The following is a 17,580-nucleotide window of genomic DNA, read 5'->3' on the forward strand; positions in this document are numbered from 1 at the left end:
CTCGCCGGGATAATGCGGCCATCAACGAAATATAGACCGCCGGACTCGCCCGCGACATCCCGCGTTCATGCCGTCGGGTCAGGCCGGGTCATGGCGTCGGGTCAGGCCGGGTCAGGCCGTCTGCCGGGCCGTCTGCCGGGCCGGGCGCGAGCAGCGACGACATCGTGGTGACCAGCACGTGCTCGACCTCCTCCGGCTTCAGCCGCCCCGCGTCCCGCTCCCGCGCGGCGGCGTGGATGATCGCGAAGAACGTGGTCACCAGCCACGGCAGCGGCAGGTCGTGCCGGAAGTCGCCGTCGCGCCTGCCGCGCTCGATGAGCCGCCGCACGTGGCGCAGCGGGCGCTCGTGCCGCTCCCTGTTCCGCTCCCCGACCGGATCGGTGGCCGGCGCCCGGTCCGCGGCCAGGAACAGACGGCGATGCCGGTCGAGCACCTCCCACGCCGATCGGAGCAGCCCGGCCATCGCCTCTGGGGCCGGCGCCGCGTCGATGCACTCGTGCTCCAGCGCGGCGTCCGTCAGGTCCACCGCCCGGTCGAGCACGGCGCCGACCAGCGCCTCCCGCGAGGGGAAGTGGCGGTAGAGGACGGGCAGGCCCACGCCGGCCGCCTCTGCGACGTCGGTCATGCCGGCCGTGGGATCGGCGCTGAGCAGCCTGGTCGCGGCGTCGAGGATCGCGGCGACGTCCCGCTCGGCCTCCGCGTGCCGGGCGGGTACGGGCTGACGTGCCGCGGTCCTGACCATGGGACCAGCCTACGACCCCGTCCGCACCCGTTTCCGCAGGCACCACCCTTGACCGGCACCGGTTCCGTTAGGCACCACCGTTGACCGGCACCCGTTCCGGTAGGCATCGCCCTTGACCGGCACCTGTTCTGCCGAAGGCCGTGCCCAGGGGCGCCTTCGTCAGAGCAGCAGTGCCCGGTCGAGAAGGGACTGCAGGGTCACCGCCCCGATCAGGCGATCACCCTCCACCACCGCCACCAGCGGGCTGTGCGTCCGCGCCATCAGCGCCGCCAGCTCCAGCACGGTCGCGTCCGGATCCGCCACCGGCAGCTCGCGCCGCTGCTCGGGCAGGCACTCCCGGACGCTCTTGCCGCCGAGCCGGTGCAGGAACCGGTCCGCGTGTGCCTCGTCCACCACCCGCGCCAGCGCCGGATCGTCCTGGCAGTACGCCGGCACCGCCAGCCGCAGCACCTGCGTGCCGGGCAGGATGCTGTGCGGCCGGCCGCTCTCGTCCACCAGGATGAGGCCCGGCAGATCCAGGTCCGCCAGCAGCTTGGCGGCCTCAAGCGCCGGGGTGTCGAGGGTGACCGTCGGGAACTCGACGGCGAGATCGCGTGCGCGCATCAGTGATCCTCCGCGGGCCAGCCTAGCCAACCTGCGCGGCCGGTGTTCCCGGCCAGGCCCAGGCGAGGTCGTCGACCGCCAGGAACGTCTCGCCGGCCACGGCCGCGGGGGTCGTCCCGGTGAACGCCATGACGTCCCGGTGCAGGTGGGACTGGTCGGCGTACCCGGTGCCCGCCGCGACGGCGGCCGCGGGCTCACCGGCGACCAGGCGGTGCGCGGCCTCGTCGAAGCGGACCAGCGTCGCGGCCCGTTTCGGAGCCAGCCCGAGCTGGGACCTGAACCTGGACCACAGGCGCTTACGGCTCCACCCGACCTCGTCCGCCAGCCCGTCCACCCGGAGCAGGCCGTGACCGGCCACGATCCGCCGCCAGGCCCAGGCCACCTCGGGGTCCACCGGCGGCCCGCACGCGCGGCGGCGGGCCAGCAGCGCCTCGGTCAGCGCGAAGCGTTCCGGCCAGGACGCGGCCTCGCTCAGCCGTTCACGGATGCGCGGCACGTCCCGTCCCCACAGGTCGTCGAGGGCGACCAGGTCTCCGTCGAGCTCGGCGGGGGAGACGCCCAGGACCGCCCGTGCGACGACGGGCGACAGGCGCACCTGCACGCACTCGACGTTCTCGCCCCGCGCCCGTGCCGTGCCGCCTGAGCCGAAGCCGGGCCCGGCGACGAGGCAGCCCCGCTGCCGCCGCCCGGCGCCGCAGTCCACCACGGACGTGCCGGCGCCGAAGTCGAGCAGTAGCGTCACGGCCGGGTGCGGGACCATCCTGAGCGCGTGCAGGTCGCCGACGCGGAACCCGGCCATGGTCACTCCGGCCGCCCGGCTGGGCCGGCGCGGGCGCGGGACCCCCCCACTCCGCCACACCGTGCACGAACCTACGCACCGGGCCATGCTACGCGAGCCGGGCGAAGGGAACATTCGTTCAAGACGCCGCCACCCACCGGCGGCCACAGTGGCGCCATGACTCCTTCCGACAGCACATCGCATACGACGGAGAGCTCGCTGCTGCCCGTGGACGGCGGGGACGTCCACGGGTGCCAGGACGGCCCGCGCGACGCCCCCGTGCTCCTGCTCGTCCACGGATCCGCGTCCTCGGCCCGTTCGTGGGACGCGCTGGTCCCGCTGCTGACCGGATCCCACCGCGTCATCCGGATCGACCTGCTCGGGCACGGCCGGTCGGCGAAACCGCACGGAGACCACTACGCGCTGCCCGGCCAGGCGCGCCGGGTCGCCGCCGTCATGGACCTGCTCGGCGTCCGGCGGGCCGTGGTCGCCGGCCACTCCAGTGGCGGCGTGGCCGCCACCGCCCTCGCCGAGTTGCGGGCCATGACCTACCACAGCCTCACCGCGACGATGGCGGCCACCAGCGAATACCTGGCGCGGCGGGCGCTCCCTGAGCGGCTGGCGGAGCTGGGCAAGCCGCTCCTGGTGCTCTTCGGCGCGGACGACCGCAGGTGGCGGTCATCGTCGGCCGACCGCTACCGCGTCGTCCCCGGCGCGAGGGTGGAGCTGCTGCCCGACCTCGGGCACTCACCGATCCTGGAGGACCCGCCCCGTACGGCCGCGTCCCTCCTGACCTTCACCGCCCGCCACGCCGCACGCGCGGACTGAACGGGACGACCCGCCCAGATCGCGCGCAGGCCCGCCTCCGGGCACGCCCCCGCTCCGCCGGTGATCTTCCTCAGGGCAGCTCGGCGAAGCGTTCGACCTGCTCGGTCCGTCCCGAGACCAGGACGATGTCGCCGTAGGTCAGCTCCGTGTCGGCCGTCGCGTACGTGAAGTCCTCGCCGGGCGGCTTCACCGCCACGATCGTGACGCCGTACTTGCGGCGCAGGTTGGAGCGGCCCAGCGGCACTCCCACGTACTCCTTCGGCGGGCGCGTCTTGGCCAGCGCGAAGCTCTCGTCCACCTGCATGTAGTCGAGCAGGCGCCCGCTGACCAGGTGGGCCACCCGCTCGCCCATGTCGTGCTCGGGGAAGACGACGTGGTGGGCGCCGATGCGGCTCAGGATGCGGCCGTGCTGGGTGCTGATCGCCTTGGCCCAGATGTCGTTGATCTCCAGCTCGGCCAGCAGCGACGTGGTCAGGATGCTGGCCTCGATGTCGCTGCCGACGGCCACGACCGCCTGGTAGAAGTCGGGGACGCCGAGCTGGCGCAGCGCCTCCATGTCGGTGGCGTCGGCGGTGGCGATCTGGGTGATGTGTCCGGCCAGGCTCTGCGTGATCTTCGGCCGGTGGTCGATGGCCAGGACCTCGGTGCCGCGCCGGGTGAGCTCCAGGGCCAGCGACGTGCCGAACCGGCCCAGCCCGATGACGACCACCGGGTCGCCCTTGTACTCAACCAACGATGACTCGCTCCTCGGGTAGTTCGTAGTGTCGTGCGCGCGTGTTGAGGGCCAGCGCGGAGCCCAGCGTGAGCGGGCCGATCCGGCCGATGAACATGAGCACGACCAGCAGCAGGTGGCCGGCCGTGCCGAGGCTCGCGGTGATGCCGGTGGTCATGCCCGCCGTGCCGAACGCCGAGATCACCTCGAAGAGCACCACGTCGAGGCCGTGCGGGGTGAGGGCGAGCAGCAGGTACGTGGCCAGCCCCACGAGCGCCACCCCCAGCGTCGTGATCGTGACGGCCTGGCGCTGGGTGGTGTCCGGCAGCCTGCGCCGGCCGACGTTGACCCGGCTCTCGCCGCGCATCTCCGCCCACACGACGAAGGCCAGCAGCCCGATCGTGGTGACCTTGATGCCGCCCGCCGTGCCCGCGCTGCCGCCGCCGATGAACATCAGCAGGTCGGTGGCCAGCCAGCTCGACGGGTACAGCTGGGTGATGTCGAGGGTGTTGAACCCGGCCGAGCGCGGCATGACGGCGGTGAAGAACGCCGCCAGCACCTTGCCCGGGTCGTCGAGCCGCCCGAGCGTCCCCGGGTTGCTCCACTCGGTGGCCAGGAAGACCAGGGTGCCGAGCAGCAGCAGGGCCAGGCTCGTGCCGACCGTGATCCTGGTCAGCACCGACCATTTGCGCGGGTGGCGCCAGGCGTGGGCCAGCTCGAACACGACGGGGAAGCCGAGCCCGCCGACGATGCAGGCGAACGCGATCGTCAGGCAGATCCAGGGGTCCGACACGAACCGGACCAGGCTGTCCGGCCAGAGGGCGAAGCCGGCGTTGTTGAACGCGGTGACCGCGTGGAAGGCGCCCAGGTAGAGAGCGCGGCCGAACGGCTCGCCGTACCCGATGAGGAAACGCGCGGCCAGGACGGCGGCGGCCACGCTCTCGCACAGCAGGCTGAACAGCACCACCTTGCGCACGACCCGGCGCACGTCGCTCATGCTCAGCGTCTTGGTCTCGGCCTGGGCCGCGATCCTGGCCCGCAGTCCTAACCGGCCCGACACGAGCAGCATGAACAGGGTGGCCAGCGTCATGATGCCGAGACCGCCCACCTGGACCAGCCCGGCGATCACCACCTCGCCGAACGCCGACCAGTGCGACTCGGTGTCGACGACGGCCAGCCCGGTCACGCACACGGCCGACGTCGAGGTGAACAGCGCCGCCATCCAGCCCGCCGACTCGCCGGACGCGCTGGCGACCGGCAGGGCGAGCAGGAGTGTGCCGACCGCGATGACCAGGCCGAACCCGGCCACGACGACCTGGGCCGGCTGCCGGAAGCGGAAGGTGAAGGGCAGTCGCACGCTCACCACCGCGCCTTGCGGCGGCAGCCGTCACCGTGGCACTCGCGCGTGCCCCACCGCCGGCTCGGGCAGTGGCCCTCGCAGCGGCCCCGGCAGCGGTTCTGGCGCCGGCTCCGGCAACGGCCATCCATGGTGAACGCCTCCCCCAGGCAGCAGACCGGCAGTCGATGCCGACCCTACTTCCCGGCGTGCCGCGCACTACCGTAACAGGCCACGCCGCCGCCAGCGCACCTACGACTCCTTGACGGAGAAACGACGGATTCGTACGCGAAACATACGCGCGTTCCTACGCGAAACATACGCGACACACGCGCCCGGGCGGGGGTGTTCACTTGAGCGGGTCGTGGCCCCAGTTCATCAGCGAGTAGCGCCAGTGGGTGTCCTTCACGTCGCCGGAGGGACGCTGGGCCAGGTGCCGGCGCACGTAGCCGATCACCTTGCGCATGTGGGCGTAGTCGGCGTCGGTCCGGTCGGACGCCTTCCCCTGCAGCAGCTCGACGATCTTGCGGCCGGACTCGTGGCCCACGGACTCGCCGCCGCCGTCCTTCTGACCGACGGACTTCGACTCGTCCGTGGCCAGCCAGCGTTCGAGCTCTTTCGCGGTCATGTTCACGACCTCGCCGAACTCGGCCGCGACCGCCTTGCCGTCCTCGCTCACCTGCCGCCCTTACGCAGCGCGGACGGCTTGTGCACGGCCTTCTTGCCGCTCTTCTCGCTGCGTACGACGTACTGGGGGTCGTCGGGCGAGGCGGCGACCTCGCGGCCCGCCTCGTGCTGCCGCTCGGTCAGCTTCTTCTCGACCTTGCCCTTGGCGGTGGAGCCATGGCTGCGCCAGGTGACCTCGTCGCCCGGCTTGGGCTCCCTCTTCTTCGTCATGTCGACCCGGGCTACCCGGCGCCCCGCCCCGTACCCGCCGCCTGCCGTTTCTTTACGCTTGCGCGCCGGAGCACTCAGGTGAGCGAGCCGAAGAACGCGCGCAGCTCCGCGACCAGCACCTCCGGCGTCTCCAGGGCCGCGAAGTGGCCGCCGTGGCCGAACTCCGACCAGCGCACCACGTGGTGCGCCTGCTCGGCCAGCGGCCGCACCGAGAAGTCCGTCGGGAAGACCGCCACAGCCGTCGGCACGCTCCCGCGCTCGACCGGCCGCCACATGTCCGGATCGGTGAATCGCTCGAAGTACGTGTGCGCGGACGAACCCGCCGTCCCCGTGAACCAGTAGACGCTCACGTCGGCCAGGATCCGGTCCCGGTCCACGGCGTCCTCGGGCTGCTCGGCGGCCGGATCCGTCCAGTCCTTGAACTTCTCGACGATCCAGGCGAGCTGCCCGGCAGGGGAGTCGTGCAGGGCGGCGGCCAGGGTCTGGGGGCGGGTGCCCTGCAGCCGCATGTACGCGCCGAGCCGCTCCTGCCACTCCTCCATCCCGGCCAGCCGGGCCCGCTCGGTCTCCGTCAGCGCGCCCATCACCGCCGGGTCGCCGGTGGGGAACGTCAGCAGCGCGTTGACGTGCACGCCGATGACGTGCTCCGGCGCGGCCCGGCCGATCAGCGGCCCGATGAAGGCCGAGACGTCGCCGCCCTGGACGCCGTACCGGTCGTAGCCCAGCCGGTCCATCAGCGCGGCCAGTGCGGCGGCCGTGCGGCCGTCGGTCCAGCCGGTGCCGGGCAGCGGCCCGGAGAAGCCGTAGCCGGGCAGCGACGGGATCACCAGGTGGAATGCGGGCGAGTCGGCGTCACCGCCGTGCGCGGCCGGGTCGGTGAGCGGGCCGATCAGGTCGAGGAACTCGATCACGCCGCCCGGCCAGCCGTGCAGGAGCAGCAGCGGGGTGGCGTCCGGCACGGCCGAGCGCACGTGCAGGAAGTGCACGTCCGCACCGTCGACGGTGGTGACGAACTGCGGGTACGCGTTCAGCGCCGCCTCCTGGGCGCGCCAGTCGAAGCCGTCGGCCCAGTACGCGGCCAGGTCGCGCAGGTAGCTCGTGGGCACGCCGCGCTCCCAGCCGGCGCCGGGCAGGTCGGGAGCCCAGCGGGTACGCCGGAGCCGGTCACGCAGGTCGTCCAGCTCCGCCGGCGGGATCTCGATGCGGTACGGCCGGATCTGGGAGGCGCTGATCTGGGAGGTGCTGTCGCTCTTCGTCATGTCTCCGACGATAGGAACAATTGGTGTCAACTTCTGGCACCGATTCGACAGCAGAAACGCTGGGAGAATTGGTGGAAATTGGTGTCATCCCCTGGCCTCGATTCCACGGCAGAATCGAGGTCATGCTGGAGACCTCGGCGCGGCTGCTGCGCCTGCTGTCCCTCCTGCAGTCGCGGACGGACTGGACCGGGGCCGAGCTGGCCGGACGCCTCCAGGTCGGGCTGCGTACCGTGCGGCGCGACATCGACCGGCTGCGCGAGCTCGGCTACCCCGTGGACGCCGCCCCCGGCGTGGCCGGCGGCTACCGGCTCGGGGTCGGCGCCGCGCTGCCGCCGCTGCTGCTCGACGACGAGGAGGCGGTCGCCGTGGCCATCAGCCTGCGCACGGCCGCCACCGGCAGCGTCGCGGGGCTGGAGGAGGGCGCGCTGCGAGCGCTGGCCAAGCTGCGGCAGGTGCTGCCGTCGCGGCTGCGGCACCGGGTGAGCGCCTTCCAGGCCGCCACCGTGCCGCTGACGGGAGCCGCCGCGCCCGCCGTCGGCGCCGACCTCCTGGCGGACCTGGCCGCCGCCTGCCGCGACCGGCGCCGGCAACGGCTGCGCTACCGAGGGCGCGACGGGGTCGACGGGGTCGGCGGGGTCGGCGGGGTCACGGAGCGGGAGGTCGAGCCGCACCGGCTCGTGCACACGCCGCGGCGCTGGTACCTGCTCGCCTGGGACACCGGCAAGGACGACTGGCGCACGTTCCGGGTGGACCGGATCGAGGGGCCGCTGGGCCTGCCCGGAGCCCGGTTCACGCCCCGGCCGCTGCCGCAGGACGACGTGGCCGCCTACGTGTCGCGCTCCATCACCTCGGCCCCCTACCGCTACCAGGCCCGCATCCTCTTCCACGCGCCGCTGGCTTCGGTCGCGCCGCGCACCTCGCCCGGAGCGGGGCGGCTGGAGGCCGTGGACGCGGGCACGTGCCTGTTCCTGGCCGGCTCCGACTCGCTCGACGACCTGGCCGTCTATGTCGCGACGAAGGGGTTCGACTTCGAGGTGCTGGAGCCGGCGGAGCTGGTCCCGGTGCTACGCGCCCTCTCCGACCGCCTCGCGCGGGCCGCGGGAACGGGGGAGCGGTGAGGCGGCACGGGGATTAAACAGGAGTGATGTGATCGGTTTTGTGGCACGCTGAAGGCCATGTCCGCCGAGTCCGCCGAGTCCGCCATGTCCGCCATGTCCGCCGAGGCCCCTGTGCCGCTGTCTCTGCCCATGACCGTGGACGAGGCGGTCGCCGCCGAGCGATCCGGCCGGCGTCTCAAGTACCTGTACTTCTGGGGTCACCAGCCCGCCCGCAACGGAAGCGTGGGGCCCGGCTGCCTGAGTCAGTGGTGGCCGGTGACCTTCACCGAGGACGGGCACACGTTCGCCTCCGCCGAGCACTACATGATGGCGCACAAGTCCTGGCTGTTCGGGGACGAGGCGACCGCGGCCGCGATCCTGGCCGCCGGGCATCCGGGCGAGGCCAAGAAGCTCGGCCGCGGCGTACGGGACTTCGACGAGGCGGTGTGGGAGGAGCGCCGCTTCGACATCGTGGTGCGCGGGAACGCGGCCAAGTTCGGGCAGAACCCGTCACTGGCCGGCTATCTGCTGGGGACGGCCGGCCGTGTCCTGGTGGAGGCCAGCCCGCTGGACCGGGTGTGGGGCATCGGCCTGGCCGCCGACGACGAGCGTGCCGCCGCGCCGTCCGCCTGGAAGGGCCTCAACCTGCTCGGCTTCGCCCTGATGGTGGCCCGCACCACCCTCATCGCCGACCGCACCCGCTGATTGGAGCTGCCGGGTCAGCTGACCCGCACGCATCCGCCGACCGCGACCGTTGACCTTTACGCATCCATCGGGCTGACTGCGCCGCCTCGCCCCAGGCCCGCGCCCGGGTGCCGGTTCAGAGCCGGGTGGGGCGTCAGGACGGGAAGCGCAGGTGGGTTGGTGGGACGTGGTCGGCCAGCCACACCCCGTTCGCGCTGCGCCGGAACGTGTGCCCGTCCCGGTGCATCTCTCCCGCCGCCACCACCAGGACCACCGGAACGCCGCGCCGGCCCCCCACCCGCAGGGCCGTCTCCCGGTCGGGCGACAGGTGGACGTGGTGCCGGCTCATCGGGCGCAGCCCCTCCGCCTTGATCGCCGCCAGGAAGCGGCCGACGGTGCCGTGGTAGAGCACCTCGGGCGGCTCGACGGCGGGCAGGCCGAGGTCCACCGGCACCGAGTGCCCCTGACTGGCCCTGATGCGGCCGCCCTCGATCGTGTAGCGCCGCTTGTCGTTGGCCGCGACGACCTGCCGCAGCTCCTCCGGCGAGATCGTGAAGCCGTGCTCGGCGGCGGCGCGCAGCAGCTCGTCCACCTCCACCCAGCCGCCCTCGTCGAGGGTGAGGCCGATGCGCCGCGGGTCGTGCCGCAGGTGCCTGGCGAGGTATTTGGAGATGCGGATCATGCGCGGTTCGTCCATCACCGGCCATGCTGCCGTGCCCGAGGCACCCCCGCCAACCGGATAAGCCCCCCGTTTCGCCCACTCTCGGTCAGGCGTCGAGGGCCGAGGTGAGGCGGCGGGCGAGGCCGGTGTTGCGGCGGTGGCCCAGCCGGTGCACCGCCAGCTCCAGCGCCTCCCGCTGCCCCACCAGCACCACCCACGCCTTCGCCCGAGTCACCAGCGTGTAGAGCAACTTGCGGCGCAGCATGACCCCGCCGGACTCGGCCACGATCGGCGCCACCACGAACGGGTATTCGCTGCCCTGCGACCGGTGCACGCTGATCGCGTAGGCGTGGGTCAGGTCGTCGAGCTCGTCGAAGGAGTAGGTCACGTTCTCGCCGTCGTCCGTGCGGAGCTCGACCACGCGCTCCTCGCGCACCACCGCCGTCACCGTGGCGGTCTCGCCGTTGAAGACGCCCTTGTCGTAGTTGTTGCGGATCGGCATGACGCGGTCGCCCACCCGGAACACCGACGACCCCGACCAGTGCTCGGGTTTGTCGTCGGCGGCCGGGTTGAGCTGGTCCTGGATGAGCCGGCCGAGCGCGGTGGCGCCGGTGTCGCCCTTGCGCATCGGGCACAGCACCTGCACCTGCCCGGGCTCGACGTTCTGTTTGCGCGGGATCGCCACCATCGCCAGGTGCGCCACCCGCCGCGCCACCTGCTCGGGGTCGTCGAGCTCCTCGAACCAGAACCCGCCGCCGCCAGGAGTCGAAGGCAGCCGGCCGGCCCGGATGCGGTGGGCGGCGTCGATGATGCCGCTGCCGCCCGCCTGGCGGAAGACGTGGGTGAGCTGGACCCGGGGGATCGACGGCGCCCGCAGCAGGTCGGCCAGGACGTCGCCGGGGCCGATGCTGGGCAGCTGGTCGCTGTCGCCGATGAGGAGCAGGTGGCTGCCGGGCCGGACGGCGGCGGTCAGCCGGGTGGCGAGGTGCAGGTCGAGCATGGACGCCTCGTCGACCACGATCAGGTCGGCCTGCGCCGGCAGCTCGTCGAAGAGCGTCTCGGGATCGGGGTCGGGCTGCTGGGCGAGCATGCGGTGCACGGTCATCGCGGGCAGCCCGGTCAGCTCCGACAGCCGCTTGGCGGCCTTGCCCGTGGGAGCCGTGAGCGTCACCGTGCCGCCCGCCGCGCGCACGGTGGTCGCGATGGACTTGACCGTGTGGCTCTTGCCGCACCCGGGGCCGCCGGTGATGATCGAGACGGTGCTGGTCAGGGCCATGGTGAGCGCGGCGCGCTGGTCTTCGTGCAGGCCAGGGTCCTCGCGGTAGGAGCGCAGCGGCAGCGTTGAGCGGGCCTCCATGAGCGCGGTGAGCTGGGCGGTGAGCGCCACCTCGCGGCTGTGCACGTGTTTCGCGTACGCCACCACCTGGCCGGGCTGGTCAGGCGCCGCCTCCAGGACCAGCCGCCGCTCGGCCGCCAGCGCGTCGACCATCGGCCGCACCAGCTCCTGGTCCTGCTCGATCAGCTCGGCCGCCTCCCTGACCAGGGTGGCTGCCGGTACGTAGCAGTGGCCGTCGCGGCTGCCGGCCGCCTCCAGCCGGTCGAGCAGCGCCGCCTTGACCCGCTGCGGGCTGCGTTCGGGCACCCCGGCCTGGAGGGCGATCCGGTCGGCGACCCGGAAGGCGACGCCCCTGACCCGGCCGATCAGCCGGTAGGGGTCGGTGGTCAGGACCTCGTCGGCGTCCTGCCCGAACACCTGGTAGATCTTGGCCGCGAGCAGCGGGCTGACGCCGAGCCCCTGCAACGTCACCATCAGCGCCGCGATGGCCTTCTGCTCCTGCCACGCCTCGACGATCTGCCCCTGCCGCAGCGGCCCGATGTTGACGACCTCGGTGAGCCGCTCGGGCTCGCCGTCGATGACCTTGAGCGTGGCCTCGCCGAAATGGTCGACGATCGCGTACGCCAGTTTCGGCCCGATGCCCCTGATCAGCCCCGAGCCCAGATAGATGCGGATCGCCCGGACCGACGACGGCGTCACCCGCTCGCACCCGGTGACCGCGAACCGCCGCCCGAACCGCGCGTGCCTGCTCCAGTCGCCGAACAGCCGCAGCGTCTCGCCCGGCTGCACCCCGGCCAGCGCCCGCCCGGTGGCCACGAAGTCGGGCTCGCCGTCGGCGCTCATGCGCGCGACGGTGTATTCGTCATCACGGACGTAGACGAGCTGCTCGACGGACGCCTCCACACGGCAGATCCAACCATCCGCGACCGACAAACGCCTCACAGGGCCACGGGAGCACTCCCGGCCTGTTGGATCAGAACCCCGCCTGTCAGATCAGAGACGACCCCAGGCTCGGTCGGCGGGCTTACAGCGCCGTCGGGTACGACTCCGGCTCGGCGTCCTCCGCGAGGGCGCGCAGGCATTCGCGGGCCAGCTGCAGCTCCTCGCGTACCTGCACCACCAGGACGGGCACGCCGCCGTCGCTGATCGGCCCGTCGTCGTGGCGGTTGCCCAGCACCGGCGGCCGCACGCCGAGCAGGCTGAGCCGCCGGCACACCGCCTCGCGTACCTCTGGCTGGTCCCAGCCGATCTCGCCGGTGAACACCAGCGCGTCGATCCGCCCGAGCGAGGTGGCCGCGGCGGCGATCTCCCGGCTCACCCGGTGGGCGAAGACCCGCAGCGCCAGTCCGGCCGCCGCGTCGCCGTCCCGCTCGGCGGCCACCAGCTCGCGGGTGTCCCCTGAGCGCCCGCCCGACAGCCCGAGCAGCCCGGAGCGGCGTTCCAGGCCCTCGGCCAGCTCCTCGGCCGTCAGCCCGCCGTACCGGAGCAGCCACAGCAGCATCCCGGGATCCACGCTGCCCGAGCGCCTGCTCATGGGCATGCCCTCCAGCGGCGTGAACCCCATCGAGGTGTCCAGGCTGCGCCCGCCCGACAGCGCGCACACCGAGCAGCCGCCGCCCAGATGGGTGATCAGCAGGTCCAGCTCGGCCACCGGGCGGCCGAGCAGCTCGGCGACCCGGTCGGCGGCCCAGGCGTAGGAGAGCCCGTGGAAGCCGTGACGGCGCAGGCCGTGCCGCTCACGCCACTCGCGCGGCAACGGGTAGACGGCGGCCTCGTCCGGCAGCCCGGCGTGGAAGGCCGTGTCGGGGCAGATCACGTGCGGCACGGCGGGCAACTGCTCGCGGGCCGCCGCCAGCAGCGCCAGCGCCGGCGGCAGGTGCAGCGGCGCCAGGCCGGTCAGGCCGCGCAGCGCGCCTGCCGTCTCGTCGTCGGCGACCACGGGAGCGCGTACGACGTCGCCGCCGTGCACCACCCGGTGCGCCACCGCCCTGATGTCGCGGTCGAAGTGCCCACCGAGGAAGGCCGACAGCTCCTCCCCGGCCGAGCCGGCGTCGGCGGGGCGCTCGGAGCGGGCGCTGTCCAGCACGCACCCGCCCTGTACGAGATCGAGACGCAGGCTCGACGACCCGGCGTTGACGGTGAGTACCGCCGCCGACTCCGTCACCTGCTCGTCCATGGCCCGGCCCATGCCCGCCCGGCTACCCCCGGCCGCCCCAGCAAAACCGGGCATCCGTGGACGAACGGTTACACCTTTTGCCGCACTCATAGGTTGTCTCGTCGTCAGGTCGGGTAGTCGAGCGCCATGGAGATCACCCTGCGGGTGAACGGCGTGCCGCGCAAGGCGGACGTGGACCCGCGAATGTCGCTGCTCGACCTGCTCCGCGAACGACTCGGCCTCATCGGCGCCAAGAAGGGCTGCGACCACGGCCAGTGCGGCGCCTGCACGGTGCTGATCGACGGCCGCCGGGCCAACTCCTGCCTGGCGCTGGCGGTGGCGGTGGACGGCCGCGACATCACCACCGTCGAAGGGCTGGCCGACGGCGACACCCTGCATCCGCTGCAGGCGGCCTTCATCGAGCACGACGCCTTCCAGTGCGGCTACTGCACGCCGGGCCAGCTCTGCTCGGCCGAGGGCATGCTGGGCGAGCCGGGCCCGAGCGCGATCACCGAGGACCTCCTGACCGACCCGGGGCTGACCCCCGACGAGATCAGGGAACGGATGAGCGGCAACCTGTGCCGCTGCGGCGCGTACGTCAACATCGTCACCGCGATCGGCGAGGTGGCCCGGTGAAACCCTTCGAGTACGCCCGCGCCGCCAGCCCCGCCGAGGCCGTGCGCGCCTTCTCCCCCGGCACCATGTACCTGGGCGGCGGCACCAACCTCGTGGACCTGATGAAGCTGGGCGTCGCCGAGCCCGAACGGCTGCTCGACGTCAGCCGCCTGCCGCTCGACACGATCGAGCAGCAGCCGGGCGACCGCGTCCGCATCGGCGCCACCGTGCGCAACACCGACCTGGCGGCCCACCCCGCCATCAGGAGCCGCTACCCGATGCTGGCCAGAGCGGTGCTGGCGGGAGCCTCCGGCCAGGTGCGCAACGTCGCGACCGTCGGCGGCAACCTGCTCCAGCGCACCCGCTGCACCTACTTCCAGGACGTCAGCAGGCCGTGCAACAAGCGCCGCCCCGGCTCGGGGTGCCCTGCCATCGAGGGCGACCACGCAGGCCTGGCGGTGCTCGGCACGTCCGGCGCCTGCGTGGCCACCCACCCCTCCGACATGGCCGTCGCCCTGGCCGCGCTCGACGCGGAGGTGCACGTCACAGGGCCTGGCGGCGACCGCGTCATCCCCATGCCCGGCCTGCACCGGCTGCCCGGCGACGAGCCCGAGCGCGACACCGTGCTCGAACCCGGTGACCTGATCACCGCGGTCGAGCTGCCGCCGCCGCCCCCTGGGGCCTCGCGCTACCGGAAGGTGCGCGAGCGGTCGTCGTTCGCGTTCGCGCTGGTCTCCATCGCCGCACTGATCGACGTGCGCGACGGCACCGTGGCGGGCTGCCGGATCGCGCTCGGCGGCGTGGCGCACGCGCCGTGGCGGGCCGAGCGCGCGGAACAGGCCCTCATCGGCGGCCCGGCGACCGGGGAGGCGTTCCTCCAGGCCGCAGAGACCGAGCTGGAGCAGGCGGCCCCGCTGCCGGGCAACGCCTACAAGGTGCCGCTGACCCGCAACCTGATCGTCGCCACGCTGGAGGAGCTCGCACCGTGAACCGCATCGAGGGCCGCGTCAAGGTCACGGGGCTGGCCACGTACGCGGCCGAGTACCCGGCCGAGGGCGTCGCCTACGCCTTCGCCGTCCAGTCCAGGATCGCCAAGGGCCGGATCAAGCGCGTCGACGGCGGGCCCGCGCTGGAGCTGCCCGGCGTGCTGGCCGTGCTCTCCTGCGAGGACCCGCCCGCCATGTCCGATGACGCCGATCCCGAGCTGGCCCTGTTCCAGCGCCGCGAGGTCGCCTACCGAGGCCAGATCGTCGCCGCCGTCGTCGCCGACACCTACGAGGACGCCCGCGCCGCCGCCGCGGCCGTCCGCGTCGACTACGACCCCGACGACCACGACGTCACCCTGAGCGCCGACCATCCGGGCCTCTACAAGCCCGACGTCGTCAACCCGGGCTTCCCCACCGACGTGGGCAAAGGCGACGTCGAGGCGGGCCTGGCCGAGGCCGCGACCACCGTCGAGGTCACCTACGAGACGCCCGTCCTGCACAACAACCCGATGGAGCCGCACGCCGCGCTGGCCTACTGGGACGCGGAGGGCAGGCTGATGGTGTACGACACCGCGCAGGGCACCTCGACCAGCCGCGACATGATCGCCACCGCCCTGGGCCTGCCGCCGGAACAGGTCCGCGTGGTGGCCAGGCACGTGGGCGGCGGGTTCGGCTCGAAGGGCACCACCAGGCCCCAGGCGGTGCTGGCCGCGCTGGCCGCCAGGGCGGTGGGCCGCCCGGTCAAGATCGTGCTCACCCGGCAGCAGATGTTCGACATCACCGGCTACCGCACGCCCACGATCCAGCGGCTGCGGCTCGGCGCGGACGCCCAGGGCCGGCTCACGGCGCTGGAGCACGTGGCGTACGAGCAGAGCTCCACCCTGATCGAGTTCGCCGAGCAGACCGCGGTTCCCGGGCGGGTCATGTACGCCACCCCCGCGCTGCGCACCACGCACCGGCTCGTCCGGCTGGACGTGGCCACGCCGTCGTGGATGCGCGCCCCGGGCGAGTGCCCCGGCATGTACGCGCTGGAGTCGGCCATGGACGAGCTGGCCTACGCCGCCGGCCTGGACCCGGTCGAGCTGCGGATCGTCAACGACGCCGAGACCGAACCCGGGACTGGCCTGCCGTTCAGCTCCCGCGACCTGGTCGGATGCCTGCGCGAGGGCGCCCGCCGGTTCGGCTGGGAGCGCCGCGACCCGGCGCCGGGGATCAGGCGCGAGGGGGAGTGGCTGGTCGGGACCGGCGTGGCCGCCTCCACCTACCCGGCCAGGCGCCTGCCGTGCCAGGCCGTGGCGACCGTGCGGGACGACGACTTCCTGATCCAGGTGGCCGCCGCCGACATCGGCACCGGCGCGCGCACGGCGCTGACCAGGATCGCGGCGGACACGCTGGAGGTGGCGCCCGAGCGGGTGCACGTCGAGCTGGGCGACAGCGACCTGCCGCGGGCCCCGGTGGCGGGCGGGTCCATGGGCACGGCCTCGTGGGGCTCGGCCGTGGTGCGCGCCTGCGAGGAGCTGAAACGCGACGGCAAGCAGGGCCGCGCCGACACCGCCGAGGAGATCAAGGGCGACGCCGAGCTGGCCAGGCACGCCTTCGGCGCGCAGTTCGCCGAGGTGCGGGTCAGCTCGGTGACCGGCGAGATCCGCGTCGCGCGCCTGCTCGGCGTCTTCGCCGCCGGGCGGATCGTGGACCCGGTGCTGGCCAGGTCGCAGTTCATCGGCGGGATGACGATGGGCATGGGCATGGCGCTGATGGAGGAGACGCTCACCGACGCGGAGTTCGGCGGCTTCCTGCACCGCGACCTCGCCCAGTACCACGTCCCCGTCTGCGCCGACGTACGCGACGTGGAGGCGGTCTGGCTGGACGAGAGCGACGGCGAGCTCAACCCGATGGGCACCAAGGGCATCGGCGAGATCGGCATCGTCGGGACGGCCGCCGCGATCGGCAACGCCGTCTTCCACGCCACCGGCCACCGGGTGCGCGAACTCCCGATCACTCCGGCGAAGATCCTCATGAGGTTTTAACCCCCTTTGGCAAGGAAGAGGAAGTCTCTCGTGGAAGGCGGGAGGCGGCGTTGAAGAACGAGTCGGATCAGGAGCGCGCTGATCGCAATTTCGTCGAGCTGCTCCAGGGCGCCAGGGTCGCGGTCACCGGCGTGCAGGTGCTGTTCGCGTTCCTGCTCACCGTGCCCTTCTCCACCGGGTTCGCCCGGATGGACCAGGCCGACCGGTGGCTCTACTACGCCGCGCTGATCAGCGCCGCGGTCGCGTCGATCTGCTACATCGCGCCGACGGCGCAGCACCGCGTGCTGTTCCGGCAAGGGCTCAAGGAGACGCTGGTACGCCGGTCCAACCTGTACGGCATCGCCGGGGCGCTCGCGCTGGTGGTGTCGATGACCACGTCGACCATGTTCGTCATCGACTACCTGTTCGAGGCGACGCTGGCGTGGGTCACCGCGGGCCTGCTGGCCGTGTTCGCGCTGTGGACGTGGTTCGGCCAGGCCGCGCTCAACCGGCAGGGCGAGGTCGGTCCCCGGGATCAGTCGGCCGACGGCAGCTCGGTGTCGTCGTCGGAGGACTCCCGCGAGTAGGCCGCCCGCCCGATCATGTACGCCGCCACCGGCACGGTGATCACCTGGGAGATCGCGACCAGCAGCAGCGGCCCGGCGGTCGCCCAGCCGGGCCGGTGCAGCCACATGGCCAGCAGCACCAGCAGCACGCCGAGCACCTGCGGCTTGGTGCCGGCGTGCATACGGTTGAACGTGTTGTGGAAGCGCACCAGGCCGACCCCGGCCGACAGCGCCAGCAGCGCGCCCGCCAGCAGGCAGGCCGCCGCGGCCACGTCCAGCACGTTCACCGCGCCATCACCGCTGTCACGCCGCCGGAACC

The 17,580-nt window shown here is 73.0% G+C and carries 19 protein-coding genes; 7 read left to right on the forward strand and 12 right to left on the reverse strand.

Features of this window, described 5'->3' with window-relative positions:
• Positions 1-88 precede the first annotated feature (88 nt).
• From AB0C28_RS06730 to AB0C28_RS06740, 3 genes are all read right to left on the reverse strand, one after another.
• Positions 89-742, reverse strand: a complete 654-nt coding sequence (locus AB0C28_RS06730; protein ID WP_358073297.1) for a TetR/AcrR family transcriptional regulator — start codon at positions 740-742, stop codon at positions 89-91.
• 159 nt (positions 743-901) lie between these two features.
• The gene (locus tag AB0C28_RS06735; protein WP_357841458.1) at positions 902-1,345 is read right to left on the reverse strand and encodes a CBS domain-containing protein; all 444 of its coding nucleotides are present in this window, start codon (positions 1,343-1,345) and stop codon (positions 902-904) included.
• 22 nt (positions 1,346-1,367) lie between these two features.
• On the reverse strand, positions 1,368-2,144 hold the full coding sequence (locus AB0C28_RS06740) for a helix-turn-helix domain-containing protein (protein ID WP_358073298.1): 777 nt from the start codon (positions 2,142-2,144) through the stop codon (positions 1,368-1,370).
• 156 nt (positions 2,145-2,300) lie between these two features.
• Here AB0C28_RS06740 and AB0C28_RS06745 point away from each other — a divergent pair, with 156 nt between their 5' ends.
• Complete coding sequence (locus AB0C28_RS06745; RefSeq protein WP_358073299.1) at positions 2,301-2,951, forward strand: alpha/beta fold hydrolase; 651 nt, start codon at positions 2,301-2,303, stop codon at positions 2,949-2,951.
• A 70-nt stretch (positions 2,952-3,021) separates the two neighbouring features.
• Here AB0C28_RS06745 and AB0C28_RS06750 read toward each other — a convergent pair whose 3' ends face one another.
• From AB0C28_RS06750 to AB0C28_RS06770, 5 genes are all read right to left on the reverse strand, one after another.
• Positions 3,022-3,684, reverse strand: a complete 663-nt coding sequence (locus AB0C28_RS06750; protein WP_181308564.1) for a TrkA family potassium uptake protein — start codon at positions 3,682-3,684, stop codon at positions 3,022-3,024.
• Positions 3,677-5,026, reverse strand: a complete 1,350-nt coding sequence (locus AB0C28_RS06755) for a potassium transporter TrkG (protein WP_357841467.1) — start codon at positions 5,024-5,026, stop codon at positions 3,677-3,679. Before AB0C28_RS06755 ends, AB0C28_RS06750 begins: the two co-directional genes overlap by 8 nt.
• Before the next feature lie 322 nt (positions 5,027-5,348).
• Positions 5,349-5,678 (reverse strand): DUF3140 domain-containing protein, encoded by a 330-nt coding sequence (locus AB0C28_RS06760; protein ID WP_357841470.1) that lies wholly within the window; start codon positions 5,676-5,678, stop codon positions 5,349-5,351.
• A complete protein-coding gene (locus AB0C28_RS06765) occupies positions 5,675-5,896 on the reverse strand; it encodes a DUF2945 domain-containing protein (RefSeq protein WP_358073300.1) in 222 nt (73 codons plus the stop codon). Before AB0C28_RS06765 ends, AB0C28_RS06760 begins: the two co-directional genes overlap by 4 nt.
• 74 nt (positions 5,897-5,970) lie before the next feature.
• A complete protein-coding gene (locus AB0C28_RS06770) occupies positions 5,971-7,155 on the reverse strand; it encodes an epoxide hydrolase family protein (protein ID WP_357841476.1) in 1,185 nt (394 codons plus the stop codon).
• Positions 7,156-7,277: 122 nt separating this feature from the next.
• On the opposite strand from AB0C28_RS06770, the gene AB0C28_RS06775 reads away from it, so the two are divergent.
• Complete coding sequence (locus tag AB0C28_RS06775; RefSeq protein WP_358073301.1) at positions 7,278-8,273, forward strand: WYL domain-containing protein; 996 nt, start codon at positions 7,278-7,280, stop codon at positions 8,271-8,273.
• A gap of 129 nt (positions 8,274-8,402) precedes the next feature.
• Positions 8,403-8,957 (forward strand): NADAR family protein, encoded by a 555-nt coding sequence (locus AB0C28_RS06780; protein ID WP_358073588.1) that lies wholly within the window; start codon positions 8,403-8,405, stop codon positions 8,955-8,957.
• Between the two features lie 133 nt (positions 8,958-9,090).
• Here AB0C28_RS06780 and AB0C28_RS06785 read toward each other — a convergent pair whose 3' ends face one another.
• The 3 genes from AB0C28_RS06785 to AB0C28_RS06795 form a co-directional block, all read right to left on the reverse strand.
• Positions 9,091-9,633: an RNA 2'-phosphotransferase gene (locus AB0C28_RS06785; protein ID WP_357841482.1), complete on the reverse strand. Its 543-nt coding sequence runs from the start codon at positions 9,631-9,633 to the stop codon at positions 9,091-9,093.
• Positions 9,634-9,703: 70 nt separating this feature from the next.
• Positions 9,704-11,836, reverse strand: a complete 2,133-nt coding sequence (locus tag AB0C28_RS06790; protein ID WP_358073302.1) for an ATP-dependent RecD-like DNA helicase — start codon at positions 11,834-11,836, stop codon at positions 9,704-9,706.
• 121 nt (positions 11,837-11,957) lie between these two features.
• Positions 11,958-13,121: an acetate kinase gene (locus AB0C28_RS06795; protein ID WP_358073303.1), complete on the reverse strand. Its 1,164-nt coding sequence runs from the start codon at positions 13,119-13,121 to the stop codon at positions 11,958-11,960.
• Between the two features lie 114 nt (positions 13,122-13,235).
• On the opposite strand from AB0C28_RS06795, the gene AB0C28_RS06800 reads away from it, so the two are divergent.
• From AB0C28_RS06800 to AB0C28_RS06815, 4 genes are read left to right on the forward strand one after another with little or no spacing between them, the layout of a single operon-like run.
• Positions 13,236-13,724, forward strand: coding sequence for a 2Fe-2S iron-sulfur cluster-binding protein (locus tag AB0C28_RS06800; protein WP_346114460.1), 489 nt, complete (start codon positions 13,236-13,238; stop codon positions 13,722-13,724).
• A complete protein-coding gene (locus AB0C28_RS06805; protein ID WP_358073304.1) occupies positions 13,721-14,692 on the forward strand; it encodes a xanthine dehydrogenase family protein subunit M in 972 nt (323 codons plus the stop codon). The genes AB0C28_RS06800 and AB0C28_RS06805 overlap by 4 nt, the downstream gene beginning before the upstream one ends.
• Entirely contained in the window at positions 14,689-16,716 is a 2,028-nt protein-coding gene (locus tag AB0C28_RS06810; RefSeq protein ID WP_358073305.1) for a xanthine dehydrogenase family protein molybdopterin-binding subunit, read from the forward strand. Before AB0C28_RS06805 ends, AB0C28_RS06810 begins: the two co-directional genes overlap by 4 nt.
• Before the next feature lie 50 nt (positions 16,717-16,766).
• A complete protein-coding gene (locus tag AB0C28_RS06815; RefSeq protein WP_357841497.1) occupies positions 16,767-17,282 on the forward strand; it encodes a DUF6328 family protein in 516 nt (171 codons plus the stop codon).
• Here the strand turns inward: AB0C28_RS06815 and mnhG are convergent.
• Positions 17,231-17,548 (reverse strand): monovalent cation/H(+) antiporter subunit G, encoded by a 318-nt coding sequence (gene mnhG, locus AB0C28_RS06820; RefSeq protein ID WP_357841500.1) that lies wholly within the window; start codon positions 17,546-17,548, stop codon positions 17,231-17,233. The genes AB0C28_RS06815 and mnhG overlap by 52 nt on opposite strands.
• Positions 17,549-17,580 lie beyond the last annotated feature (32 nt).

Source organism: Nonomuraea sp. NPDC048892 (assembly GCF_040649735.1).
In the GTDB taxonomy this organism is placed as follows: Bacteria; Actinomycetota; Actinomycetes; order Streptosporangiales; family Streptosporangiaceae; genus Nonomuraea; species Nonomuraea maheshkhaliensis.